This is a genomic window from Microbacterium sp. NPDC091662 (genome assembly GCF_044756705.1).
Classification (GTDB): Bacteria; Actinomycetota; Actinomycetes; order Actinomycetales; family Microbacteriaceae; genus Microbacterium.
Map to the genome: position 1 here is coordinate 1,912,750 of NZ_JBIVTM010000001.1, position 24,333 is coordinate 1,937,082.

General features: G+C 68.6%; 25 protein-coding genes. 10 read left to right on the forward strand and 15 right to left on the reverse strand.

Annotation, left to right across the window (positions count from 1 at the left end; all coding sequences use genetic code 11):
- Nucleotides 1-777, reverse strand: a complete 777-nt coding sequence (locus tag ACIQLD_RS09355; RefSeq protein WP_402607662.1) for an electron transfer flavoprotein subunit beta/FixA family protein — start codon at nt 775-777, stop codon at nt 1-3.
- A gap of 140 nt (nt 778-917) precedes the next feature.
- On the opposite strand from ACIQLD_RS09355, the gene ACIQLD_RS09360 reads away from it, so the two are divergent.
- From ACIQLD_RS09360 to ACIQLD_RS09370, 3 genes are read left to right on the forward strand one after another with little or no spacing between them, the layout of a single operon-like run.
- Nucleotides 918-1,454, forward strand: coding sequence for a MarR family winged helix-turn-helix transcriptional regulator (locus ACIQLD_RS09360; RefSeq protein WP_029267750.1), 537 nt, complete (start codon nt 918-920; stop codon nt 1,452-1,454).
- Between the two features lies 1 nt (nt 1,455).
- On the forward strand, nt 1,456-1,926 hold the full coding sequence (locus tag ACIQLD_RS09365; protein ID WP_402607664.1) for an SRPBCC family protein: 471 nt from the start codon (nt 1,456-1,458) through the stop codon (nt 1,924-1,926).
- The gene (locus ACIQLD_RS09370; RefSeq protein WP_402607666.1) at nt 1,923-2,366 is read left to right on the forward strand and encodes a YdeI/OmpD-associated family protein; all 444 of its coding nucleotides are present in this window, start codon (nt 1,923-1,925) and stop codon (nt 2,364-2,366) included. The genes ACIQLD_RS09365 and ACIQLD_RS09370 overlap by 4 nt, the downstream gene beginning before the upstream one ends.
- Before the next feature lie 52 nt (nt 2,367-2,418).
- Here ACIQLD_RS09370 and ACIQLD_RS09375 read toward each other — a convergent pair whose 3' ends face one another.
- The 4 genes from ACIQLD_RS09375 to ACIQLD_RS09390 form a co-directional block, all read right to left on the reverse strand.
- Complete coding sequence (locus ACIQLD_RS09375; RefSeq protein WP_402607668.1) at nt 2,419-3,195, reverse strand: enoyl-CoA hydratase-related protein; 777 nt, start codon at nt 3,193-3,195, stop codon at nt 2,419-2,421.
- Between the two features lie 110 nt (nt 3,196-3,305).
- On the reverse strand, nt 3,306-4,211 hold the full coding sequence (mmsB, locus tag ACIQLD_RS09380) for a 3-hydroxyisobutyrate dehydrogenase (RefSeq protein ID WP_402607670.1): 906 nt from the start codon (nt 4,209-4,211) through the stop codon (nt 3,306-3,308).
- Entirely contained in the window at nt 4,208-5,413 is a 1,206-nt protein-coding gene (locus tag ACIQLD_RS09385) for an acyl-CoA dehydrogenase family protein (RefSeq protein ID WP_402607672.1), read from the reverse strand. Before ACIQLD_RS09385 ends, mmsB begins: the two co-directional genes overlap by 4 nt.
- Before the next feature lie 38 nt (nt 5,414-5,451).
- Nucleotides 5,452-6,954 (reverse strand): CoA-acylating methylmalonate-semialdehyde dehydrogenase, encoded by a 1,503-nt coding sequence (locus ACIQLD_RS09390; protein ID WP_402607674.1) that lies wholly within the window; start codon nt 6,952-6,954, stop codon nt 5,452-5,454.
- Nucleotides 6,955-7,384: 430 nt separating this feature from the next.
- Here ACIQLD_RS09390 and ACIQLD_RS09395 point away from each other — a divergent pair, with 430 nt between their 5' ends.
- Complete coding sequence (locus tag ACIQLD_RS09395; RefSeq protein ID WP_402607676.1) at nt 7,385-8,374, forward strand: hypothetical protein; 990 nt, start codon at nt 7,385-7,387, stop codon at nt 8,372-8,374.
- A 179-nt stretch (nt 8,375-8,553) separates the two neighbouring features.
- Complete coding sequence (locus tag ACIQLD_RS09400) at nt 8,554-9,138, forward strand: antibiotic biosynthesis monooxygenase (protein ID WP_402607678.1); 585 nt, start codon at nt 8,554-8,556, stop codon at nt 9,136-9,138.
- Nucleotides 9,139-9,162: 24 nt separating this feature from the next.
- Here the strand turns inward: ACIQLD_RS09400 and ACIQLD_RS09405 are convergent, their stop codons facing one another.
- The gene (locus ACIQLD_RS09405) at nt 9,163-10,056 is read right to left on the reverse strand and encodes a LysR family transcriptional regulator (RefSeq protein ID WP_402607680.1); all 894 of its coding nucleotides are present in this window, start codon (nt 10,054-10,056) and stop codon (nt 9,163-9,165) included.
- A 93-nt stretch (nt 10,057-10,149) separates the two neighbouring features.
- On the opposite strand from ACIQLD_RS09405, the gene ACIQLD_RS09410 reads away from it, so the two are divergent.
- Nucleotides 10,150-10,815, forward strand: coding sequence for a type 1 glutamine amidotransferase domain-containing protein (locus ACIQLD_RS09410; RefSeq protein WP_402607682.1), 666 nt, complete (start codon nt 10,150-10,152; stop codon nt 10,813-10,815).
- 39 nt (nt 10,816-10,854) lie between these two features.
- Here ACIQLD_RS09410 and ACIQLD_RS09415 read toward each other — a convergent pair whose 3' ends face one another.
- Together ACIQLD_RS09415 and ACIQLD_RS09420 are read right to left on the reverse strand one after the other, a co-directional pair.
- Entirely contained in the window at nt 10,855-12,186 is a 1,332-nt protein-coding gene (locus tag ACIQLD_RS09415) for an MFS transporter (RefSeq protein ID WP_402607684.1), read from the reverse strand.
- A 198-nt stretch (nt 12,187-12,384) separates the two neighbouring features.
- Nucleotides 12,385-12,975, reverse strand: coding sequence for a PadR family transcriptional regulator (locus ACIQLD_RS09420; protein ID WP_402607686.1), 591 nt, complete (start codon nt 12,973-12,975; stop codon nt 12,385-12,387).
- 197 nt (nt 12,976-13,172) lie between these two features.
- Here ACIQLD_RS09420 and ACIQLD_RS09425 point away from each other — a divergent pair, with 197 nt between their 5' ends.
- Both ACIQLD_RS09425 and ACIQLD_RS09430 read left to right on the forward strand, forming a co-directional pair.
- Nucleotides 13,173-14,921, forward strand: a complete 1,749-nt coding sequence (locus tag ACIQLD_RS09425; protein ID WP_402607688.1) for a sulfatase — start codon at nt 13,173-13,175, stop codon at nt 14,919-14,921.
- 166 nt (nt 14,922-15,087) lie between these two features.
- Entirely contained in the window at nt 15,088-15,945 is an 858-nt protein-coding gene (locus ACIQLD_RS09430) for a formylglycine-generating enzyme family protein (RefSeq protein ID WP_402608514.1), read from the forward strand.
- Here the strand turns inward: ACIQLD_RS09430 and ACIQLD_RS09435 are convergent.
- From ACIQLD_RS09435 to ACIQLD_RS09465, 7 genes are all read right to left on the reverse strand, one after another.
- Complete coding sequence (locus tag ACIQLD_RS09435) at nt 15,942-16,166, reverse strand: hypothetical protein (RefSeq protein WP_402607690.1); 225 nt, start codon at nt 16,164-16,166, stop codon at nt 15,942-15,944. The genes ACIQLD_RS09430 and ACIQLD_RS09435 overlap by 4 nt on opposite strands.
- Nucleotides 16,148-17,386: an MFS transporter gene (locus tag ACIQLD_RS09440; protein WP_402607692.1), complete on the reverse strand. Its 1,239-nt coding sequence runs from the start codon at nt 17,384-17,386 to the stop codon at nt 16,148-16,150. The genes ACIQLD_RS09435 and ACIQLD_RS09440 overlap by 19 nt, the downstream gene beginning before the upstream one ends.
- Nucleotides 17,387-17,557: 171 nt before the next feature.
- Nucleotides 17,558-18,691: a bifunctional 2-methylcitrate synthase/citrate synthase gene (locus tag ACIQLD_RS09445; RefSeq protein ID WP_402607694.1), complete on the reverse strand. Its 1,134-nt coding sequence runs from the start codon at nt 18,689-18,691 to the stop codon at nt 17,558-17,560.
- 2 nt (nt 18,692-18,693) lie between these two features.
- Entirely contained in the window at nt 18,694-19,596 is a 903-nt protein-coding gene (gene prpB, locus ACIQLD_RS09450; RefSeq protein ID WP_402607696.1) for a methylisocitrate lyase, read from the reverse strand.
- Nucleotides 19,596-21,122: an MmgE/PrpD family protein gene (locus ACIQLD_RS09455; protein ID WP_402607698.1), complete on the reverse strand. Its 1,527-nt coding sequence runs from the start codon at nt 21,120-21,122 to the stop codon at nt 19,596-19,598. Before ACIQLD_RS09455 ends, prpB begins: the two co-directional genes overlap by 1 nt.
- Before the next feature lie 3 nt (nt 21,123-21,125).
- The gene (locus tag ACIQLD_RS09460) at nt 21,126-21,809 is read right to left on the reverse strand and encodes a GntR family transcriptional regulator (protein ID WP_402607700.1); all 684 of its coding nucleotides are present in this window, start codon (nt 21,807-21,809) and stop codon (nt 21,126-21,128) included.
- Between the two features lie 34 nt (nt 21,810-21,843).
- A complete protein-coding gene (locus tag ACIQLD_RS09465) occupies nt 21,844-22,866 on the reverse strand; it encodes an EamA family transporter (RefSeq protein WP_402607702.1) in 1,023 nt (340 codons plus the stop codon).
- A gap of 39 nt (nt 22,867-22,905) precedes the next feature.
- Between ACIQLD_RS09465 and ACIQLD_RS09470 the strand changes: the two genes are divergently transcribed.
- Both ACIQLD_RS09470 and ACIQLD_RS09475 read left to right on the forward strand, forming a co-directional pair.
- Nucleotides 22,906-23,442, forward strand: a complete 537-nt coding sequence (locus tag ACIQLD_RS09470; protein ID WP_402607704.1) for a CGNR zinc finger domain-containing protein — start codon at nt 22,906-22,908, stop codon at nt 23,440-23,442.
- Nucleotides 23,443-23,756: 314 nt separating this feature from the next.
- Nucleotides 23,757-24,332: a glucose-6-phosphate isomerase family protein gene (locus tag ACIQLD_RS09475; RefSeq protein ID WP_402607706.1), complete on the forward strand. Its 576-nt coding sequence runs from the start codon at nt 23,757-23,759 to the stop codon at nt 24,330-24,332.
- Nucleotide 24,333: the final 1 nt, after the last annotated feature.

Consider the following 24,333-nt stretch of genomic DNA (forward strand, 5'->3'; position numbering starts at 1 on the left):
TCACACCAGCCTGTTCTGCACGAGGTAGTCGACGAGCTTGTCGGCCGCATCACCCTCATCGGTGATCTTCACACCGGCCGCCCGCGGCGGCTTCTCCGACACGGTGGTCATGATGGTGCGCGGAGCGACGGACGGATCCGCCGACACGTCGAGGTCGGCGAGCGAGAGCACCTCGAGCGGCTTCTTCTTGGCCGCCATGATGCCCTTGAAATTGGGGAATCGCGCGTCGGGAAGCGCCTCGGTGATCGAGATCACGGCAGGGAGCGGCGCCGAGACCGGCTGGCTGCCGGCGTCCGCGCCCCGCACTCCCGAGACGCCGTCGGCGGTGATCTCGACCGACGTGAGGGCGGTGGCCTGCGCGAATCCGAGGTGCTCGGCCAGCATCGCGGGGATCACGCCACCGGAACCGTCGGTCGACAGGTTGCCCGTGATGACGAGGTCGGGGGCGCCGCGGCGGATCGCGGCGGCGAGCACCTCGGCGGTGAGTCCGAGGTCGGCGCCGGCAAGCTGTTCGTCGGCGATGTGCACGGCCGAGCCGGCACCGATCGCGAGCGCCCTTCGCACGGAGGCCGTCGATCCCTCCGGTGCCATCGAGACGGCCACCACTTCGGTGCCGTCGTTCTTGTCGGCGTAGCTGAGCGCGACTTCGAGGGCCCGCTCGGTGATCTCGTCGAGGACGACATCACCCGCCGCGCGATCGGCGAGCCCGGTCTCGAGATTCAACTTGCGATCGCCATAGGTGTCCGGCACCTCTTTGACCAGGACGAAGATCTTCATCGATTGCTCCTCACGACTGCTGCAATTCTAGACCGCGATACTGAGTTCCACGTGCTCTGCGACTCAGACTCAGGGAAGTCGGCACGAGATGCGTCGCGCGCCGTCGCCGCACCCCGCGCTCGCGCCACTACCGTAGAGAAATGGCCAGACCCCGCCCGCTCCCCATCGATCCGCTCGCCGAGGCGAAGCGGCAGTGGCTGGCGCACGGCTGGACGGATGCCGCCGACGGCATGGCACTGGTCACCTCGGTCATGCGGGCCCAGCAGCTGCTGCTCGCCCGCGTCGACGCGGCCCTCAAGCCGTTCGCCCTGAGCTTCGCGCGCTACGAGGTGCTGCGTCTGCTGGCTTTCAGTCGCGCCGGGAGCCTGCCCCTGTCGAGCGTGGTCGCCCGCCTGCAGGTGCACCCGACCACGGTCACCAGCACTGCGGAGCGCCTGGTGCGCGACGGCCTGATCGCGCGCGAGCCGCACCCCCACGACGGCCGCGCGGCCCTGCTCGTGCTGACCGAGTCCGGCAGGGAACTGGTCGAGCGCGCCACGCAGGCTCTCAACGCCGACGTCTTCGCCGAGCCCGGCCTGAGCCGCGACGACGCCGCCGAGCTCGTCGCGATCGTGGCCAGGCTGCGCAAGGACGCGGGCGACTTCGCCGATCCTCGTCCGCAGCCCGAAGCCCTCTGATATGCCGCGGTTCGCACTCGAGACGATCATCGGTGCGGCTCCCGCCGAGGTGTTCGCCGCATCGCTCGACCCGGCGCTGCACGTGAAGAGCATGGCCCGGTTCGGCGAGACGATGGTCGAGGCACCGGCCGGCGGCGTGTTCACCGAGGGGACCACCGCGACCTGGCGGGCACGCCACTTCGGCATCCCCTTCCGCCTGCGCTCGATCGTGTTCGACATCGATCCGCCCCATGGGTTCGCGGATCGCCAGCTCTCCGGTCCGTTCGCCGCGTTCCTGCACGAACACCGGTTCGAGGAGCATCCCGCCGGCACGCTCATGCACGACACCGTGACGTTCCGCTCACCTTTCGGTCCCCTCGGCCGACTCGTCGACGCGGTGTTCCTCGGCGGGTACATGCGCCGCCTCATCGTGGAGCGCAACGCGATTCTCGCCGCGGAATTCGACGATCCCGGGCGTACCCTTTCGGCATGAGCGAACTGCGCCTGCACACCGTCCTCACCGGCCGCGGCCCCGCTGCGGCGATCCTTCTCAGCGACGAGCAGGTCGCCTCTCTCGGCGCCGGCAAGGCGTTCCCTGTCGCCGTCACGATCGGCGGACGCACCGCTCGCCTGCGCCTGGCGCGGATGGGCAGCGAGAACATGATCGGCTTCAGCAAAGCAGTGCGCGCCGACCTCGGACTCGAGATCGACCAGGAGATCGACGCCGTGATCCGGGTGGACTCCGCCGAGCGCACGGTCGACGTTCCACCCGAGCTCGCCGCAGCGCTCGACGTCGACCCCGCGCTGCGCGCCGCGTTCGACGCGCTGTCGTACTCCGCACGCAAAGAGCACGCGAGGAGCGTGGCCGACGCGAAGCAGGAGGCGACCCGTGAGCGCCGCATCGCGAAGATCGTCGACGCGCTCCGCGTCTGACCGCTCCCCGATCCCGGCAGACATCTCGTCAGCCACTCTTCTCGTCGCGCACTCAGCGGTTCCGGAAGTCGGGCGTCCGCTTCTCGCGGAACGCCGACATGCCCTCCTTCTGATCCGCGGTGTCGAACAGCGCGGCGAACGCCTGCTTCTCGTGCGCCAGCCCCTCGGCCAGGGTCGTCTCCATCGCGGCGTCGAGAGCGGCCTTCGCGGCATAGACCGACGGGAGCGATTTGGAGGCGATCGTGTCGGCGAGCTTCGTCGCCTCGACGAGGAGATCGGATGCCGGCACGACGCGCGACACGAGGCCGGAGCGCTCCGCCTCCTCTGCGCCCATGAAGCGCCCGGACAGCACCAGCTCCGCCGCCTTGTAGTAGCCGACCGCACGGATCAGGCGCTGCGTGCCGCCCATCCCGGGGATCACACCGAGGTTGATCTCGGGCTGGCCGAACTTGGCGTTGTCGGCCGCCAGGATGATGTCGCACATCATCGCCAGCTCGCATCCGCCGCCCAGGGCGAAGCCGGAGACAGCCGCGATCACGGGCGTGCGCACGGCGGCGAACTCGTGCCAGATGCCGAAGTGGTCGGTCTCGAGCATCTGCGCCGCCGACATGCCCTCCATCTCCTTGATGTCGGCACCGGCGGCGAAGGCCTTCTCGGACCCGGTGACGACGATCGCGCCGACGCCCTCGTCCGCATCGAAGGCGAGCGCCGCGGCGGTGACCTCCTCCGCGAGCCGGCTGTTCAACGCGTTCAGCGCTTCCGGGCGGTTCAGCGTGATCCACCCCACCCGTCCGCGTTGCTCGACCAGGATCGTCTCGTACTCGGTCATGTCACCCTCTCCGTCGTGGTGTTCTTCAGCATTCACCCTGGCCGTCGAATCGCGCAAATGGCCGCTTGTTCGCTCCAGACAGGGCCATTTGCGCGATTCGAAACCGGCCGTCAGACCCGGTCGTCGCGGATGTCGGTGATGATGCCGGAGAAGTCCCGCGTCGCACCGTCCCCGGCGGCGAACGCCGCATAGATCTCCTGGGCGAGCCTGCCCATGCGCGCATCGGTCGAGGTCTGCTCGATCGCCTGCAACGCGAGCCCGAGGTCTTTGGCCATCAGCGCACCGGCGAAGCCCGGTTGGTAGTCGCGATTGGCCGGGCTCGTGGGCACCGGTCCGGGAACCGGGCAGTTCGTGGTGATCGACCAGCACTGGCCCGAGGCCTGCGAGACGACGTCGAAGAGCGCCTGGTGCTCGAGTCCGAGCCGCTCGCCCAGCACGAACGCTTCGGCGACCGCGATCTGCGAGACCGCGAGCACCATGTTGTTGCACACTTTCGCGGCCTGTCCGAGGCCCGGACCGCCGCAGTGCACGATGCGCTTTCCCATGATCTCGAGCAGTGGGAGCGCCGCGGCGAAGTCGTCGTCCGAGCCGCCGACCATGAACGCGAGCGTGCCGTTCTCCGCGCCGACCACGCCGCCCGACACCGGAGCGTCGACGTTGCGGTGTCCGGCGGCGAGCGCGAGAGCATGTGCAGCACGCGCCTCGTCGACGGCGATCGTCGACGACTCGATGAAGAGGGTGCCGGGCCGGGCCGCCGCCAGCAGCTCGGTGCGATAGGCCTCGATCACGTGCTTTCCGGCGGGGAACATGGTGATCACGACATCCGCCCCTGCCACGGCGTCTGCACCGCTCGCCGCCACCGGGATGCCGGACGCCTGGGCCGCCTCGACGGCCGCGGGCATGAGGTCGAAGCCGTGCACCTCGTGACCGGCGGCGACGAGGTTCTTCGCCATCGGCAGCCCCATGTGGCCCAGGCCGAGGAAGGCGACGACCGCCTTCGACGAGGAGGCGTTCATGATGCGCTCCGCATCTGGTCTCCGCCGCTTCGCTGGACGGACGTCGAACCCGCGGGGCGCAGCATCTCGCGGCCGACGATCAGTCGCATGATCTCGTTCGTCCCCTCCAGGATCTGGTGCACCCGCAGATCACGGACGACCTTCTCGATCCCGTAGTCCTGCAGGTAGCCGTAGCCGCCGTGCAGCTGCAGCGCGCGGTTGGCGACGTCGAACCCGGCGTCGGTCGCGAAGCGCTTGGCCATCGCACAGCGCATCGTGGCGTCGGGCGCATGTTCGTCGACCGCCTGCGCGCCGTCACGCACCATGAGGCGTGCGGCGTGCAGGTCGGTGCGCATGTCGGCGATCGCGAACAGGATCGACTGCTTCTCGGCGAGAGGTTCGCCGAAGGCCACCCGCTCATGCACGTACTGCACCGCTTGATCGAGCGCCCACTGCGCGCCGCCGAGCGAGCAGGCGGCGATGTTGAGGCGTCCGCCGTTGAGGGCCGACATCGCGATCGCGAACCCGCGGCCCTCGTCGCCGAGCATGGCGGATGCCGGAACACGGACGCCGTCGAGGATCACCTGGCGGGTCGGCTGCGCGTGCCAGCCCATCTTCTTCTCCGGTGCCCCGAAGCTCAGCGCCTCGGAATCGCCGGGAACGAGGAAGGCGCTGATACCGCGTGCTCCCGGCTCCCCGGTGCGCGCCATCACGACGTAGACCGCGGCCTCGCCCGCTCCGGAGATGAACTGCTTGACGCCCGTGAGCACGTAGTCGTCGCCGTCTCGGACCGCGCTGGTCGCGATGTTGGCCGCATCCGATCCCGCTCCCGGCTCGGTGAGGCAGTAACCGCCGAACTCGGACATGGCGGTGAGCTTCGGCAGCCATTCGCCGCGCTGTGCGTCGTCGCCGTAGGTGTCGATCATCCAGACCACCATGTTGTGGATGGAGATGTAGGCCGCGACAGCGGGGTCGCCCTTCGCGAGCTCCTCGAAGATCGCCACGGTGTCGAGGCGGCTGAGGCCACTGCCACCGAATTCCTCGTCGACGTAGATGCCGCCGAGGCCGAGCTCGCCGGCACGGTTCAGCGACTCCCTCGGGAACAGATGCTTCTCGTCGCGCTCGGCGGCGTACGGGGCGAGCTCGGTCTCGGCGAACTCGCGGACGGCGCCGATGATCGCCTCGCGCTCCTCGGCGGTGGTGGTGACGGTGGTCATGGTCATCGTGATTCCTTGTGGGAGTTCGAACCGGGTGGTGCGGATCAGTGCATGGTCGGGATGACGAAGCTGGCGCCGTCGCGGATGCCTGCCGCGGGCCAGCGACTCGTCACCGTCTTGGTCTTCGTGTAGAAGCGGAAGGCATCGGTGCCGTGCTGGTTGAGGTCGCCGAAGCCGCTGCGCTTCCACCCGCCGAACGTGTAATAGGCGATCGGCACGGGGATCGGCACGTTCACCCCGACCATCCCGACCTCGACGCGGGCGGCGAAGTCACGAGCCGCGTCGCCGTCGCGCGTGAAGATGGCGACCCCGTTGCCGTACTCGTGCTCCGAGGCCATGCGCAGCGCCTCCTCGTAGTCGGCGGCGCGGGCGATCACGAGCACAGGGCCGAAGATCTCCTCGCGGTAGATCGCCATGTCGGTGGTGACGTGGTCGAACAGGGTCGGTCCGAGATAGAAGCCCTCTTCGTGCCCTTCGACCGTGAAGCCGCGACCGTCGGCGAGCAGCGTCGCACCCTCGTCGATCCCCTGCTGGATGTAGCCTTGCACCCGTTCGACGGCCGCCCGCGTGACCAGAGGTCCGTAGTCGACGTCCGCGGCGAGGGAAGGCCCCACCCGCAGCTGGGCGACACGTTCGGTGAGCTTCGCGGCGAGGGCGTCTGCGGTCTCCTGCCCCACCGGCACGGCGACCGAGATGGCCATGCAGCGTTCGCCCGCCGAGCCGTAGCCGGAGCCGATCAGAGCGTCGACGGCCTGGTCGAGGTCGGCATCCGGCATCACGATCATGTGATTCTTGGCACCGCCGAAGCACTGCGCGCGCTTGCCGTGGGCTGCGGCCGTCGCGTAGATGTACTCCGCGATGGGCGTGGACCCGACGAAGCCGACCGCGCGGATGCGGTCGTCGGTGAGCAGCGTGTCGACCGCCTCCTTGTCGCCGTGCACCACGTTGAGGACGCCGGCGGGCAGGCCCGCCTCGAGGAAGAGTTCGGCGATGCGCACCGGCACGGAGGGGTCACGCTCGCTGGGCTTGAGCACGACCGCATTGCCGGCGGCGAGCGCGGGGCCGGCCTTCCACAGCGGGATCATGGCGGGGAAGTTGAAGGGCGTGATCGCGGCGACGACCCCGAGCGGCTGCCGCATCGAGTACACGTCGATGCCGGCTCCGGCACCGGTGGAGTACTCGCCCTTGAGGAGGTGCGGAGCACCGGCGGAGAACTCGATGACTTCGAGCCCCCGCTGGATGTCGCCCTTCGCGTCGTCGACCGTCTTGCCGTGCTCGCTCGCGAGGAGTTCGGCCAGAGACGTCGTCTCGCGCTGCACCAGGTCGAGGAAACGCAGCAGCACGCGGGCGCGCTTCTGCGGGTTGGTCGCTGCCCACGCCACCTGCGCCTCTTCGGCGTTCGCGATCACGCGGCGCACCTCGTCGGCCGATGCGAGCGGAACCCTGGCCTGCACAGCGCCCGTGCTCGGATCGAACACGTCGGCGAAGCGACCCGAATCGGGAGTGAGAAGCGATCCGCCCACGAAGTGCGGGATAGTACGAGTCATTGTGTGACATCCCTCCGTGCCGTCGTTGGCACATTGGGGAGTTTACTCGGAGGACCGGACATTTACTAGGACATCCTTGTATCTGTCGTCGCTCGATATGTGACACGCGATCGAGGTTGTTCGCGCCTCGTTCACCGCCGCGTCATCTCGCCCCAGTAAAACTGCAGGTGCGCGGACAGAGACTCAGACCGGATCGGGTGTCACGTCCACCGCGCGCACGGAGAGCACTCTCGCTCCCGTCGCGGCTCCCACGCCGCGAGACCCCCGCCGAATCGGGTCGGCGGGGGTCCTCCTCGTGGTGGGCGTCTCGTTCGAATCGCGCATTTGGTCGCATCTGGCGGCCATATAGGGCCAGTTGCGCGATTCGAAAGAGCACTACGGTTGTGGACGAGCCGCGCGTCGCCGAAGCGCGTGTGCCACCGTGTCTTCCATGGGACGACGACACATGCTTCCAACGGGCTTCGACGGCAACTTCTCGGTCGGTGTCGCACGATTGCACGGGGTGTCCCGCAGACGTCTCAGGGGCTCGGATCTACAAGCGCCCTTCCACGGCGTGCGTGCCCCGCGCGAAGCCGACGACCCGAACGAAGCCGACACGACGGCGGCCGGCGACCCCTTCGAACGGCAGCGCCGGAGCCGCGTCGCGCGGGCTGAGCTGTACGCGGCGAGGCTGCATACCGGCCATTTCTTCAGCCACCATACGGCCGCGTCGATCTGGGGCGCACCGCTCCCGCTCGAGTTCGACGAGAAGGGTGAGATCTCTGACGGAGCGGGCCTTGCCCTGCATGTCAGCGCATCCGGGGCGATACCGTTCCCCCGCGCGCGCGGCATCGTGGGCCACCGGACGCTCGCGAGCCTGACCTCGATCCGGATGCACGGCGGACTGCGGGTGACATCACCCGCGGCGACGTGGATCGCGTTGGGAACCTTGCCGCTGATCGACCTCATCGCCACGGGAGATCACTTCTGCCGGCAGTGGCGTCCGGGATTCGGACGGCCCGACGAAGGGCGACTGCCGTTGGCGACGGTCGCCGAGCTGCGCGCCACCCTCGAGGCGGGCCGCCGACGGGGCGCGGAGCGGCTGCGCACGGCTCTCGAGTACGTGCGAGAGGACTCGTGGTCGCCGCGAGAGACTCGCGTACGGTGCATCCTCGTCTTCGCGGGACTGCCGGAGCCGCAGCTCAACCTGGACGTGTTCGATGACCGAGGCCGATTCCTCGCGTGCGTCGACATGGCGTATCCCGAGGAACGCGTGGCCATCGAGTACCTCGGCATGCTCCATGATCACCGATGGGCGCAGGACGTAGAGCGGATCGCGGCACTGCGCGCCGCCGGCTGGGTCGTCATCGAGGTCACCTCACCACTCCTGCACCGACCGGAGGAACTGGTCAGACGGGTCACTGCGGCCCTGAGGCGGTAGCGCCCACCCTTCGAATCGCGCAACTGGTCGCATCTCGCCCCGGAATCCGACCAATTGCGCGATTCGAAGCCGGGACTGCTCCTCCCGCATCCGAATTAGAATCGACGGTGCGCTGCCACCCCTGGCGCATCCGCTTCGGCGTCTTCACCCCGGACGCCCGTTCCCCCGAGGACCGCACCATGTCCGAACCCCTCACCGTGTCCATCCGCCGCGAAGTCGACCCCGAGCGCATCGTCGAGGCGACCGCCTGGGTGCAGACCGGGGTGAACCTCGCGACGAAGTATCCGGGCTTCCTCGGCTCGGGCTGGGTGCGCGCCGGCGAGGACTCGCAGGTCTGGCACATGCTCTACCGCTTCGCGAGCGAGGATTCGCTCACCGCCTGGGAGCAGTCGGCCGAGCGGGCGTGGTGGTTGTCGATGGGCGAGGGCTTCGTGCGCAGCGAGCGCTCCAAGCGTCGCACCGGGATCGAGGGCTGGTTCGACGAGCCGACGACCGGGACCATCACGCTCCCGTCGTCCGACGGCACCACCGAGACCGTCACGGTCGCCCCCGCTCCCCCGCGCTGGAAGCAGGCGACCTCGATCTGGCTCGGCTTCTTCCCGGTGAACCTCGCCTTCACCTACGCGATGAGCCCCGTACCCGGCTGGAACGAGCTGCCGATCTGGCTGCGCGTGCTCGTCACCACTCTCGTGCTCACGCCGATCATGGCGTACTGGGTGCTGCCGTTCGTGACCCGGTCGCTGCGGAGCTGGCTCTCGCGCTGACGCCCCGCACCTCTTCCGCGACCGTCACGCGACGGCGGCCCGAAGCGCGCGATCGATCTCGGCCACCGCATCGGTGAGCGGACCGGGGCGGCGCACCACGTAGAGGGTGTTGATCGGCGGATCGTCGGTCTCGCGCAGCACGACAAGGCGACCGTCGGCGAGCTCCTCGGCGATCAGATACGTCGGCAGCACCGTGATGCCCGCTCCCGCGACGGCGGCCGCGGCGAGCGCCCGGAGGTCGGGCACGATCAGCCAGGGCTCGCGCTCGAGCCGAACGCCGAACACGTGTCGCCAATAGCGCCGCAGGATCGGCACGTCGTGCGCGTATGCCAGGAGGGGAACGGCTTCGAGGTCGCCCGGCGCGATCTCGGATGAAGGAGCGAGGCCGAGGGAAGGGGCCGCGACGAGCACGAACTCCTCGTCGACCAGGGCTGCAGCGGGGAGGGCACGACCTTTCGGGCGGACGGCGGAGACCACGAGGTCGAGGCTCCCCGCCCTGAGCCGATCGAGCAGCTCGTCCGCCAGAGCGGAGGTGATCGTGATCCGGCGCCCCTCCGCGATCATCGGCGCCAGCGCGCGCACCACCACCCGCTCGACGAATTCGCCTGCTCCCCCGATGCGCACCGGCGGTGCCTCGGCCGTCGACGGGGTTCCGACGGCGAGAGCGAGGGCGTCGAGCGGACCGGACAGGCGCGCAGCAAGGTCGTCGGCGCGCGGAGTGGGGAGGATCCCGCGAGCATGGCGGACGAAGAGAGGCTCCCCGATGCTCCGTTCCAGAGCCTGCAGCTGTGTCGTCACCGACGACTGGGCGATCCCCAGCGTGCGCGCCGCCGCCGACACCGATCCGGATCGATGCGCGGCGAGGAAGGTGCGCCACAGGGCGAGGTCGCGCAGTCCATCGGTATTTCGATCGCTCATATCGCGAATCTATCGGAATTGGACGCGAGAGCTCCTCGTTGTCCCGGATATCGCATCCGCACGGCAACGGCCGTCCGACCTTCTGGAGCACGCATGCCCTCTGTTCTCTTCGTCGTCACCGGCGCCCGCACCTGGACCCTCACCGACGGCACCGCGCACCCGACCGGTTACTGGGCCGAAGAGCTCCTCACTCCGCACCGCCTGCTCGTCGAGGCCGGTCACACGGTGACGTTCGCGACCCCCGGCGGCGTGACACCCGTCGCCGACTCCGCCAGCCTCTCCGAGGGCGACGCAGACGCGATCGCCGCGATCGATGAGCTCGGCGCCCCGCTGGTCCTGGCCGACATCGACCCTGCGGCCTACGACGCCGTCTATTACCCCGGCGGGCACGGTCCGATGCAGGATCTCGCGGTCGACGGCGACTCGGCCGCACTGATCACGGCGACGCTCGCCGCCGGCCGCCCTCTCGCTGCCGTCTGCCACGGACTCGCGGCCCTGCTCCCCGCCCGCACCGCGTCCGGAGAATCGATCGTGGCGGGACGCCGCATCACCGGGTTCACCGACGAGGAGGAGCGTCTCGGCGGTCTCGCCGGCCGCGCGCCATTCCTGCTCGAGAGCGAACTGCGCGCCCGGGGCGCCGAGTTCGATGGCGCAGCACCGTGGAGCGACCACACCGTGGTCGACGGTCAGCTCATCACCGGACAGAACCCGCAGTCGTCTGCCTCCGCCGCTCGGGCGCTCGTGGCCGCACTCGCCTGAGCGAGGCCGGCGCCGCGGGCACCGCGGCGCCGGACCCGCTCACTCGGCCGGGGTCGACAGACGACTCTCGATCAGGTCGTCCACGCGCTTTCGGTCCCGGGGGTAGAAGCGATAGAGCAGCCCGAGGACGGCGGCATTCACGAGCATCAGGATCACCAGGATCCACAGGAACACCACCTGCAGGCTGAATGCGTCGGCGAGCACACCGGCGACGTAGGTGAATGCCGCCCAGCCGATGACCTCGAAGATCGTCAAGTAGATCACGAAGCCCTGCGCGCGCAGCTCCGGGGCCATGACCGACATGAGGATCGGTCGGTTCACGCCGGGGTTGAGCCCCTGGGCGAGACCCATCAGTCCCCAGAAGGTCACGTAGTAGCCGATCGAGGCGACGTCGAACTGCGTGGCGAAGAACGCCACCACGGCGAAGAGCACCTGCGCGGCCTGCAGGAACACCACTCGACCGTTGCGTTCCCCGCGCCGGTCGATCGCCGAGACGACGAAACCGCCGCCGACCGTGCCGAGGAAGTAGCCGATACCGAAGGGTAGTGCCACGATCGCCGCGAGGGCGTTGTCGAATCCGCGCTCGGTCACGAGGAACTGCACACCGAACACCGCGATCAGCAGGTGCCCGGAGAGCAGCCGCGAGGCCATCAGGATGCTGAACGTCGGGATCTTCATGAGCGCGATCGAGTCCTTGATCCGCGGACGCGCGTACACGATCCTCGCCGCCTGGGCGCCGTAGTCCGCAGCACCGACCTCGGGCTCACGGAACAGGATGAGGACGAGGAACCCGGTGGCGACGAGAAGGGCACCCACGCCCCAGAAACCCCAGCGCCAGCCGGACTCCCACAGCGAGAGCAAGCCGATGATCGGACCGATGACGGAGCTCAGGATGGCGGAGATCCCGTAGAGCATCCCCACAGCCCTCCCGCGCGCCTTGTCGTCGAACGAGTCGGCGATCACGGCGTTGGTGATCGGCGTGAGCCCGATCACCGCGCCGGCCTGCAGCGTCTGAAGCAGCAGGAGCAGGAGGAAGTTCTCGGCGAAGCCCGATGCCACGGCGAGCGCGCCGCTGACGAGCGTGCTCACGAAGATCGCCTGGCGACGAGACGTGCGGTTCGCGTACCAGACCCAGAACGGGCCGAAGGGGACGCCGATCAGGCGCCCGAGCGTGGAGAGCAGACCGAGTTCGGTGTTGCCGAGACCGAGACTCTTGGCGATCGCAGGGAACAGAGTGGTCGTCAGGCTGCCCTCGCCGCTCTCGACGACCGTGACGCCGATGAGTGTGGAGAGGTTGCGCCAGCGACCCTTGACCCCTGCCGGACGCGGCGGGGCTCCCTGGTCCGATGACGCGGTGATGGCCGTGTTCATGTGTGTCCCTTTCGTCATTGAAATGGTCGACGACGAGCGCGTCAAGTCATTACACAAGTGGAATGCACACATACTCCACTAGTGGAATACCGAGTGTCAACAGTCAATCCACCCAGCCTCCGGGGATCCCCGGAGGGCAGCACGAACCGAGACGCGCGAGCGCGCCGGAGACCTCGCCGGACGGGTCAAGGACGCGCGTCAGCGAATCGACGCGGCCGCCTGCGGCAGGGGCAGGGTTCCATCGAGCAGCTCACGACGGAACTCCTCGAGTTGAGCGATATGAAGATCGATCTGCTGCGTGCCGTGTTGATGCAGGCGTTCGCCGACGGACGCCGCGAGCACGCGGTCGAAATCGGCCGAGGTACCGTCTGCGATCGAGCGGTCACGGAAGCGGTACTTCGCCACCTGGTCGCGCCGCGCATCGAGCTCGATATCGATGAGCGCGATCAGCTTCTCCGGCGTGAGGTACCCCGCGAAACCGAGCCGCGCCCCGAGCTCCGGGTCCTGGAAGCGACTGGGCGGCGAGTACGGCCCCTCCAACCAGTCCCGGAAGACGGTCATCCCCTCGGGAGTGACGCGATAGATCTTCGCGTCCTGGGCGCCGGGTCGCTCGTCGACCGCGTAGGCCGTCCACCCACGCTCGGTCATCGAGGCGAGAGAACGGTAGACCTGACTCATCGTGGTGTTGGAGCGGAGGAATCGACCATGGGTGTCGAGGAACTTCTTGATCTCGTAGCCGGTGCGCGGCATCTCGCCGAGGAGTCCGAGGAGGAGGTGCTCTAGCTTCATGGGACCGGTCCGAGGTGTGGGGAGAGGAGTCGCGAACAGAAGCGCCGCGGGCCTCCCCGCAGAATGACACAAGTGGCATGACGTGTCAACGCGCCGACACGTTGACACCACCGCGATCCGATGCCAAGGTGGAGCCAGAATCTATTCCACAAGTGTCATGGTCCTTTTGCGGGACATGGCGAGAAGGAGACGCGACGATGCGGGCGATCATGGTCATGTTCGACAGCCTCAACCGACACATGCTGCCGCCCTACGGGTCGGACGAGATCGAGGCCCCGAACTTCCGGCGACTGGCGGAGCGCACCGTCACCTTCGACAACTTCTACGCCGGTTCCATGCCGTGCATGCCGGCGCGGCGCGAGCTGCACACCGGCCGCTACAACTTCCTGCACCGCAGCTGGGGACCCCTGGAACCGTTCGACGACTCGATGCCCGAGATGCTCGGCCGCAACGGCATCCACACCCACCTCGCAAGCGATCACCCCCACTACTGGGAGGATGGCGGCGCCACCTACCATCCGCGATACACGACGTGGGAGTTCTTCCGCGGCCAGGAGGGCGACCCCTGGAAAGCGCAGGTGCCGAGGGGCGGTCAGGCGGCGGAAGGCTTCAAGGGACGCCTGCACCGTCAGGACGCGATCAATCGCGGATATCTGCGACGTGAGGCCGACCACCCGCAGACGCTCACGTTCGATGCGGGCATCGAATTCCTGCAGACGAATGCCGACGCCGACAAATGGTTCGTGCAGATCGAGTGCTTCGACCCGCACGAACCGTTCTTCACCTACGACGAGTACAAGAAGCTGTACCCGCACGACTATGACGGACCGGAGTTCGACTGGCCGCCGTACGCCAAGGTCACCGAGCCCGAAGACCAGGTCGAGCACGCGCGGTTCGAGTACAAGGCGCTCGTGAGCATGTGCGACCGCTCCCTCGGGCGTGTGCTGGATGCGATGGACGAGCACGATATGTGGGACGACACGATGCTCATCGTGAACACCGATCACGGCTTCCTCCTCGGCGAGCACGGCTGGTGGGCGAAGAGCGTGCAGCCGTGGTTCGACGAACTCGTGCACCTGCCCGCGTTCGTGTGGGACCCGCGCACACGGCGCGCAGGAGAACGCGACGCGAGCCTCGCCCAGACGATCGACATCGCCCCCACACTGCTCGACTTCTTCGGCGTCGACCGGACAGAGGACATGCTCGGCACCCCGCTCACCGCGGTTTCGCGCGACGGGGCACTGTTCGGGATCCACGGCGGACACGTGAACGTCACCGACGGGCGGTACGTGTACATGCGAGCGTGCGCGACCGCCGACAACGCACCCCTCGAGGAGTACACGCTGATGCCGACGCACATGCGTGGGAGATTCGCTTCGAACGAGTTCCAGGGGGCGGAGCTGGTGGACCCGTTGCCCTTCATGAAGGGCATCCGCCCCTTGCGCCTCACCGGGCGCGCGCAGATCAACCCGTACACGTACGGCACGCTGCTGTTCGACCTGCACGCCGACCCCGCCCAGGAGCATCCTCTCGACGACGCTGAACAGGAACTGCGGATGCTGCGGCTGCTCGCCCGGCTGCTCCGCGAGAACGACGCGCCTGCGAGCCAGTACGCCCGGCTGGGTATCCCGGTCGAGGCCGACCCCGACGAGGAGCACCTGCTCGTGCACGCCCAGCGCGATCGGGCGACGGCGGCGGCGCTCCCCCTTCCCGCGCTCGACGCCCTCCCCCGCGGGGTCTTCGGCGTGAGCACCTCGGTTCCCGAGCTGCTCGCGCATCCGCAGACGCGAGAGATCGTCACCCGATATGCGCCGATGCTGGCGCAGAGCGAGATCCTGGGAATGCTGGGAGGCACCAGCCTCTACAGCCTCGCCGCCGTGATGGGCCTCCCGGCGCCGCAGCTGCACCGGATCGCCGACGAACTCGCCGCCATCCCGGAATCCTGAGGGCATGGGAGCGGGCGTGGACGCGGACACGGGTGCGGGCGGATGCCGGTGCGGGTGCGGAACGCCGTCACGGGCGACGCTCCTGACCCTCGGTCCGCGTCCAGCGGAAGGTGCTCCGGTGGCCGTGCCGCCGCGCGGCGGAAACCATCTCGTCGCGCAGATCCGCATCCCCGCGGGCACCTTCCTGATGGGCGATTCCTCGGGCGATCGCAACCCGGGCGACGGGGAACTCCCCGTGCACCCGGTGCACCTCGACGCCTTCGAGATCGACGCCACGACGGTGACCAACGCGGACTTCGCCCGCTTCGTCGCCGACACCGGGTACCGCACCGAGGCCGAGACCTACGGCTACTCGGCGGTCTTCCACCTCGCCGTCGCGGCCGACCCCGAAGACAGCATGGATCCTGCCGGAGGAACACCGTGGTGGTCCGGGGTCCGAGGTGCCGACTGGGCGCACCCCGGGGGGCGCCGCTCCGACCTCCGGAGCCTCGACGACCACCCTGTCGTGCACATCAGCTGGAACGATGCCCAGGCCTACTGCATGTGGGCGGGACGACGTCTGCCGACCGAGCAGGAATGGGAGTACGCCGCACGAGGCGGTCTCGACCGTGCCAGGTATCCCTGGGGCGATGAAGCAGTCGACGAGGGCGGCTGGCGCCTGAACATCTGGCAGGGAGTCTTCCCCCGTACGAACACCGCCGAAGACGGATGGCTCACCACCGCACCCGTCCGCTCCTTCCTCCCCAACGCCTACGGCCTGTGGCAGTGCGTGGGCAACGTCTGGGAATGGTGTGCCGACGCGTTCGACACGGACGCGTATCGGCGTGCCGCCACCGGGACCGCTGCGCCCGTCGACCCGGGACCCGATGCGGCCCGGGTGCTCCGTGGTGGCAGTTACCTGTGCCACGCCTCGTACTGCAACCGGTACCGGAACTCGGCGCGCTCGGCGAACACCCCGGACTCCTCGATGGGCAACGCCGGGTTCCGGACCGTGGCGCGCACGGATTCAGGAGACCCGCTCTAGCCGTCCTTCCCGCCTCCCGGCGAGACGTCCTCGTCCGCGGACTCCACCAGCGAGAGCGGATCCGCGATGTCCTCCAGCGACTTCCCGGCCGCGCTCACCCCGAAGATCCCGCAGACGATGCCGCCGAACATCATGATCGCTGCGCCGAGCACATAGCCCCAGAAGAGCGGGCCCCGATCGCCGCTCTCGGCGCTCTGACCGATCAGGGCGCCGTAGAGCACCGGTGCGATCGCTCCGACCAGCTGCCCGATGGAGAAGATGTAGGAGATGACCTGGCTGCGCAGCTCCAGCGGGAAGATCTGAAGAACGAGGCGCACCAGAATGCCGTGTGCGTCGCGGCGTTCAGGACACCGGCGTTGAACAGGAAGGCGCTCACGAGAAGGATGAGACCGGCGAGCATGTACGTGCCGAACAGCATCCGTCGGCGGCCCCAGGTGTCGAAGAAGTGCCCGAGGATGAGCGCACCGGCGAGGTTGCCCACCGCGAACACGATGAAGTACTGCGATGCCGAAGCCGGCGGGGTGTCGTAGAAGTTCTCGAGCACGAGCGCGTACGTGAAGAAGATCGCGTTGTAGAGGAACGACTGCGTCACCATCATCGTGATACCCACCAGGGTGCGTCGCGGATACTTCTTGAACAGCACCTTCGCGATGACGAGGAACGGCACACGGCCGTACTCCTTGACGGTGATCGCCTTGCTCTCGTCCACAGGCGGGATCGTCTTGCCCTCCTTGCGGATGCGCTCCTCGATCTCGTCGACGTTGCGCTCCGCCGCCTCTTCGTGCCCGTGGGTCATCTGCCAGCGCGGGCTCTCGGGGATGTGCCGGCGCATGTAGATGAGCAGCAGCCCGAGGATGGGGCCGAGGAAGAAGCTGAGCCGCCACCCGATGTCCTCGGGGAGGATGTCGGTGTTCAGGAAGAACACGTTCGCCACGGCACCGAGCGCCGCACCGCCCCAGTAGGTGCCGTTGATCGCGATGTCGACACGTCCGCGGTAGCGCGCCGGGATGATCTCGTCGATCGCCGAGTTGATCGCCGCGTACTCGCCGCCGATGCCGGCACCGGCGACGAACCGCCAGATGTAGAAGAACCAGGGCGCGAAGGCGAGACCGGCGACGGCGGATCCGACGAGGTACACCGCGAGCGAGACGAGGAAGAGCTTCTTGCGTCCGAGGCGATCGGTGAGGCGTCCGAAGAAGAGCGCTCCGAACACTTGCCCGAGCAGGTAGCACGTGCCGGCGAGCCCCACTTCGGCAGGTCCCATACCGAGGGTGGCGGCGTAGCCGTTCGCGGCGACGATCTGCACTTCGAGGCCGTCGAGGATCCACGAGAAGCCGAGTCCGACGACGATCAGCCAGTGGAATCGCGACCAGGGCAGGCGGTCCATGCGTGCGGGGACGAGCGAGCGGACCTCCTTGACGGTGGCGTCGGATGCAGACATGGACCCTCCTTCGTGCGGGACGCGCGTTCGTCCCGCATACGGTCTTACTCCCGTCGCACTCCCCCGCGCATCCGCTTGACCCCGCGACGCCGGCACGCTACAGCCCCGAATCGCGCGAATGGCTCCATCCCGGGCGGAGATGGAGCCATTCGAGCGGTTCGAACGCGGAGGTCAGGCGGAGATGTGCCGCTCGTCCGGGCCGTCGTAGAAGGACAGCGGACGGATGAGCGCGTTCGAACCGGCCTGCTCGATCACGTGGGCTGTCCACCCCGTCACCCGCGCCGCGACGAACAGCGGCGTGAAGGTCAGGGTGTCGAAGCCGATCAGGTTGTACGCGGGCCCCGACGGGTAGTCGAGGTTCGGGTAGATGCCCTTGCGCGCGACGAACTCCGATTCGAGCGCGTCGTAGAGAGCGGCTACCTCGGGGCGGTCGTAGTGCTCCACGAGGGTGTCGAGCGCGGCCTTCATGGTCGGCACCCGGGAGTCGCCCTTCTTGTAGACGCGGTGCCCGAAGCCCATGATCTTGCGCTTCTCGGCGAGCGCTTTGTCGAGCCACGGCACCACGTTGTCGGCCGTGCCGATGTCGTCGAAGATGTGCAGCACCGCTTCGTTGGCGCCACCGTGCAGCGGGCCCTTGAGCGCGCCGATCGCACCGACCACCGCCGAGTAGATGTCGCTCAGGGTCGAGGTGATCACGCGCGCGGTGAACGTCGAGGCGTTGAAGGAGTGCTCGGCGTACAGGATCATCGAGCGGTTGAACGCGTCGACCACGACGTCGTCGGCCTCTTCGCCGAAGGTCATCCAGAGGAAGTTCGCCGAGTAGTCGAGGTCGTCGCGCGGCGCGATGATCTCCTGGCCACGACGGCGACGCTGACCGTAGGCGACGATCGCCGGGAGGGCGGCGAACAGGCGGCTGCTGCGCTCGAGGTTCTGCTCGGGACTCCCACCCGCATCGAGCACCGAGCCACCGGCACCGGGGTCGGAGGCGCCGATCAGGCTGACCGCGGTGCGCACCTCGTCCATCGGGTGCGCATCCAGTGGGACCAGATCGATCGCGGTCTTGACGTTGTCGGCGAGGGTGCGGTGTTTCCGCTCCTCCAACCGGAACGCCGCCAGTTCCTCGGGCGTGGGCAGCTCGCCGTTCCACAGCAGGTAGGCGACGGCTTCGAACGGCTGCGTGTCCGCGAGCTCCTGCACCGGATAGCCGCGGTACAGCAGGCTGTTCGTCTCGGGGTTGACCTTCGAGATCGCGGTGGTGTCGACGACGACGCCCGCGAGGCCCTTCTTGATGTCCGGCTCAGTCATGGTCACTCCTTCGTGATGGTGAAGTTGAAGACGCCGGAGTCGAAGTGGTTGTACGACTCGTAGTCGATCAGATCGTAGAGATCGGCGCGGTGCTGCATCTCGCCGAGCTTCGAGGTCAGATGCCCCTCTTCGTTCAGAGTATCCAGTGCGCGGCCCGCGGCCCCCATCGAGATGCGCAGCAGCGACACCGGCCAGATGACCAGGTTCACCCCCGCGTCGCGCAGCTGGCCGACGGAGAACAGCTCGCTCTTGCCGAACTCGGTCATGTTCGCCAGGATCGGCACGTCGAGCGCCTCGGCCATGGCCTCGAACTCGGCCAGCGTGCGCATCGCCTCGGGGAACACCGCGTCGGCACCGGCATCCACCAGGGCCTTCGCGCGGTCGATCGCCGCGTCCAGCCCCTCGACCGCCCGGATGTCGGTGCGCGCCATGATGAGGAAGTTCTCGTCACGACGGGCGTCGGCGGCGGCACGGATGCGCTTGATCGCGGTGTTCTCGTCGACCACGGCCTTGCCGTCGAGGTGGCCGCAGCGCTTCGGGTTGATCTGGTCCTCGATATGCGTGCCGGCCAGGCCCGCGTCTTCGAGCTCCTGGATCGTACGGGCGACGTTCATCGGCTCGCCGAAGCCGGTGTCGGCGTCGACGATCGCGGGGAGGTCGGTCATGCGGGCGATCTGCTTCGCGCGTCCGGCGACCTCGGTCAGCGTGGTCAGGCCGATGTCGGGCAGCCCCAGGTCGGCGGAGAGCACGGCGCCGGAGATGTAGACCCCGTCGAAGCCCTTCTGCTCGATCAGGCGGGCGCTCAACGGGTTGAACGCGCCGGGGAAGCGCAGCAGTTCACCGCTCGCGAGCCGCTCCCGGAACAGCCGCCGTTTCTCGGCGGGGGTGACGGTGGAATACAGCATCAGAACAACCCCTTCGGGGCATCGGCGGCTTCAAGCAGGCCGGGCTTTGCGACGATCGACAACTCGCCGACCTCGGCGGCCGTCAGCTCGGGCAGGCGCTGCACGAGGGCGAGGAACCGCTCGATCTCGGCCGGCTCGAGCACAGGCTCTGCCAGCAGACGGAACTTCGCGATGTAGTTCTCGCGGGCGAACGGGCGTGCTCCCAGCGGGTGCGCGTCGGCCACGGCGATCTCGTCGACCACTGTCGAGCCGTCGGTCAGGCGGATCTCCACGCGTCCGCCGAACGCCTTCTCAGCCGGGTCCTCCGAGTGGTAGCGGCGCGTCCACTCGGCATCTTCGGCCGTGGTGATCTTGTGCCACAGCGCGACGGTGTCGGCGCGGCCCGCACGCTCGGGGGCGTAGGAGTCGACGTGGTGCCATCCGCCGTCCTGCAGCGCCACCGCGAAGATGTACGGCACCGAGTGGTCGAGCGTCTCGCGCGAAGCGGTCGGGTCGTACTTCTGCGGGTCGTTCGCGCCCGAGCCGATCACGTTGTGGGTGTGGTGGCTGGTGTGGATGACGATCTGATCGATGTTCGCGGGGTCGCGCAGCGCCGGGTTCGAGATGCCGAGCTTGCGGGCGAGGTCGATCAGCGCCTGCGCCTGGTACTCGGCCGAGTGCTCTTTCGTGTACGAGTCGAGGATCGCGCGCTTGGGCTCACCGGCGGCGGGCAGTGGCACCTCGTACGAGGCATCCTTGCCGTCGAGCATCCAGGCGATCACGCCGTCTTCGCCTTCGTAGATCGGGGCGGGGCTGGTCTGTCCGCGCATCGCCCGGTCGACCGCCTCGACGGCCATCTTGCCGGCGAAGGCCGGGGCGTGCGCCTTCCAGGTCGAGATCTCGCCCTTGCGGCTCTGACGCGTGGCGGTGGTCGTGTGCAGGCCCTGGCCGACGGCCTGGTAGATGGTCTCGACGTCGAGGCCGAGCAGGGTGCCGATGCCGGCGGCAGCAGACGGGCCGAGGTGGGCGACGTGATCGATCTTGTGCTTGTGCAGGCAGATCGCGCGCACCAGGTCCATCTGGATCTCGTAGCCGGTGGCGATGCCGCGCACGAGCGCGCGACCGTCCTTGCCGGCGTGCTGCGCGACCGCGAGGATCGGCGGGATGTTGTCGCCGGGGTGCGAGTACTCGGCGGCGAGGAACGTGTCGTGGTAGTCGAGCTCCCGCACGGCCACGCCGTTCGCCCAGGCTGCCCACTCCGGGCTGGTGCGATGGTCGAGGGCGGCACCGAAGAGGTTCCCGCCGACACCGCCGGTGGAGACGGGGTGGCTGAACGCCTGCGCGCGGGCCGCGTTGATCGGCGCGCGGGTGAGGGAGGCCGCGGCCACCGAGGCGTTGTCGATGATGCGGTTGATGATCATGTCGACGACATCCTGCTCGACCTCGACCTGGTCGGCGGCGACCTCGGCGATCTTCCAGGCGAGCTGGTCTTCCCTGGCGAGGTTCTCGTCGCTGCGGTGGACGCGGACGTGGTGGGTGACAGTCATTTCTTATCCTTCACTGTTGCGGGAGTCGACGCCGGTGCGGGAATCGAGTGAATCGAGGATGCCGGCGAGCGCGTTGTGCAGGTGCACGTGCGTGGCATGGGCGGCGAGGTCGCCGTCGCGGGCGGCCAGCGCTTCGGCGATGGTGCGATGCTCGGCGGCGGAGGCGGCGAGCCGGTCGGGCTTGTCGCGGGCCATCCGGCGTACGCGCACGAGGTGCGTGCGCACGGTGCGCAGCGCCGAGGCGATGTAGTCGTTGGCGACGGCGGCATCGAGCGCGGTGTCGAAGCGGGCGATCAGGGCGTAGTACGCGTCGCGCCCCTCGTCGGCGTCGAGGTCGACGTGTGCGAACTCGTCCGCGAGCGCCGCGAAGAGGTGCGCGTCTCCTCTGGCGGCGGCGAGACGAGCCGAGCTCTCCTCGAGGGCGCGGCGGATCTCGAAGAGGGAGCGGATGTCGTCGGCATCGAGATCCGCCACCACGGTGACCCGCGGCGACTGCTGCACGACGAGCCCGTCGGCGATGAGGCGTCGCAGCGCCTCGCGCATCGGAGTGCGGCTCACGCCCAGGCGCGCGGCCTGCTCGACCTCGCCGAGCACGACGCCGGCCGCCAGAGCGCCGGACTGGATGTCGTCGAGCAGAGCCGCGTACGCACGATCGCTCGCGGAGGTGCGTTCGACGGTGATGCTCATGCCCTCAGTGTATACATAAAGCGATGATGAGGGCTCAGACGTCGTTCGGAGCGCGCTTCCCGTATACATTCTCGACAGTGGGCACCGGGTCCACGAATTCCGAGCCCGCGACCTCCGAGGCGGCCGGCTCGCCCAGCTTGACCACCACGACGCCGACGAGCACGAGCACACCGCCGAGCGCCTGCAGCAGGTCGGGGAGTTGTCCGAGCAGCAGCCAGCCGAACAGGAGCGCGGCGACCACCTCGGCGAGAGCCACGAAGGAAGCGAGTCGCGAGCCCAGCATGCGCGTCGAGGCGATGCCGAGCAGGTATGCGAGGGCTGTCGCGACGACGCCCATCGCCAAGACAGGGACGAACCAGGGCACACTGCCGAACCGATACGCGATGTCGTCGGTCGTCCACCGGATCGGCAGCACCCCGATCGCCCCGGCCGCAGTGAGCCCGAGTGCGCCGAGCAGCAGACCGCTGCCGGCGAGTGCGATCGGCGGCAGCCCCGTGTCGGCTTTGGCCGACAGCACGAAGTAGGTCGCCGCACCCACCATGGCCCCGAGCGCCCACAGGATGCCGGCCACGTTCACATCGGCACCGGTGAGGATGTCGAGCATGAGCACCAGCCCGACGAAGGCGATGGCCGCGCCGACGATGCTCCGACCGGTCGGACGCTCGCCCCGCCGCAGCCAGAGCCACAGCAGCACCGCGATCGGAGCGGTGTACTCGATGAGCAGTGCGAGACCGACATCCATGACCGCGACGGCCTGGAAGTAGAAGAGCTGGGTTGCGGCGACCGCCAGCAGTCCATAGGCGAGGATCATGCCCGCATTGCGCCGCAGCAGCCCCCACTTTCCGCGCAGCGAGAGCACGGCGGGGATGAGCAGCACGAGGGCGGCGACCCAGATGCGCGCAGTGACCGCGGCCCCGGGCGTCCATCCCGCATCGATGAGCCCGCGCGCCCATCCGCCCGACATGCCGAAGGCGAAGGCCGCGGCGAGAGCGAGGGGCAGCCCGAGGCGCACGTCGCGTGCGGACGCGACCACCGTGTCACTTCTCACCTTGCCCATGATCGATGACGCTACTCGGGGGCGCTGTAAGGTGTCAACATGATCTTCACCGATGACACGGAGGAGGCGCTGCGCTCGGCCGTCTGGCTCGTGAACTCCGCAGAGCAGCCGGACACGCTGACCGACATCGCCGATGAGGACGCCTTCCTCGAGGAGTTCCCCTACACCGGACGCCTCGACCGTGACGAGGAGGAGGTCGCCTCGTTGCGCAGCTTGCGATCGCGCCTGCGCGCCATGCTGCTCGCGCCCCGCGACGAGATGGCCGCCCACGTCAACGACGCCCTCGCCGAGTCCCGCCTCACCCCGGCACTGCGTCGCCACGACGGCACCGACTGGCACCTGCACGCCGTCGCCGACGAGCATCCCTTCGCCGAGCGCATCCTGATCGAGACCGCGATGGCCCTGATCGACGTGATCCGCGCCGACGAGGGCTCACGCCTCACCGTGTGCGAGGACGACACCTGTCAGTCGATCGCCCTGGACCTCTCGCGCAACCGTTCGAAGCGGTACTGCTCGACCACGTGCGCCAACCGCAACGCCGTCGCCGCCTACCGAGCACGCCGCGCTGCCGACTGACTCGACGCTGACCCCGACACCCCCGCCCCCAGCTGAGCGCCGCGTTCCGGTCGCACTTCCTGCCGGGTTTTTCCCGATCAGGCGGCACCAACTGCGACCGCAGCAGCAGCAGCCAGCACCAACTGCGACCGCAGCAGCAGCAACCGGCACCGACTGCGACCGGAGGACCACCGCCGACCGCCGCACCGCGCGCAGATGCGCGCCGCGGATCGCGCGCGGGAGCGACCCACTCTGGACGCCACCTGTCATAACAGGTACAGTGAACCTGTCATTACAGGTTGCGCAGCGCCGCAGCACCGTTACGAGGAGCACCGATGCCCGAGTTCCACACCCCGCCGATCTCTCCGATGGCGATCGCCTTCGACGCCGAGCAGCTGACGCTCTCCCCCGAAGGCCCGACCCTCACCCGGCGGATGTCCGACCTGGAGGGGCTCTTCCTCGATGCAGACGCCTGGGCCGCGGCATCCGCCGGCGAGAACCCGGTGGTCTACACGGTCGTCAGCTCCCCCGTGCCCGAGGTCGACCGCGAGCTGCCGCAGTCGATCACCACGATCATGCCCGGCGACACCTCCGGCGAGCTCTGGATGACCAAGGGCCACCAGCACCCGAACCACCAGGGCGAGATCTACCTGGCACTGAAGGGCCGGGGCGGACTGCTCATGTTCGACGGCGAGCGCACCGAATGGCTCGACATGCTCCCCGGCACGATCGGCTACATTCCGCCGGGCTGGGCGCACCGCTCGGTCAACACCGGCGACGAGCCCTACGCCTTCCTCGCGGTGTATCCGGGAGGAGCAGGACACGACTACGGCTGGGTGCTGGAGCACGGCATGGGCTCGCGCGCCTATCGTGCAGCTTCCGGCGTCGACCTGCGTCCCTACGCGGAATAGG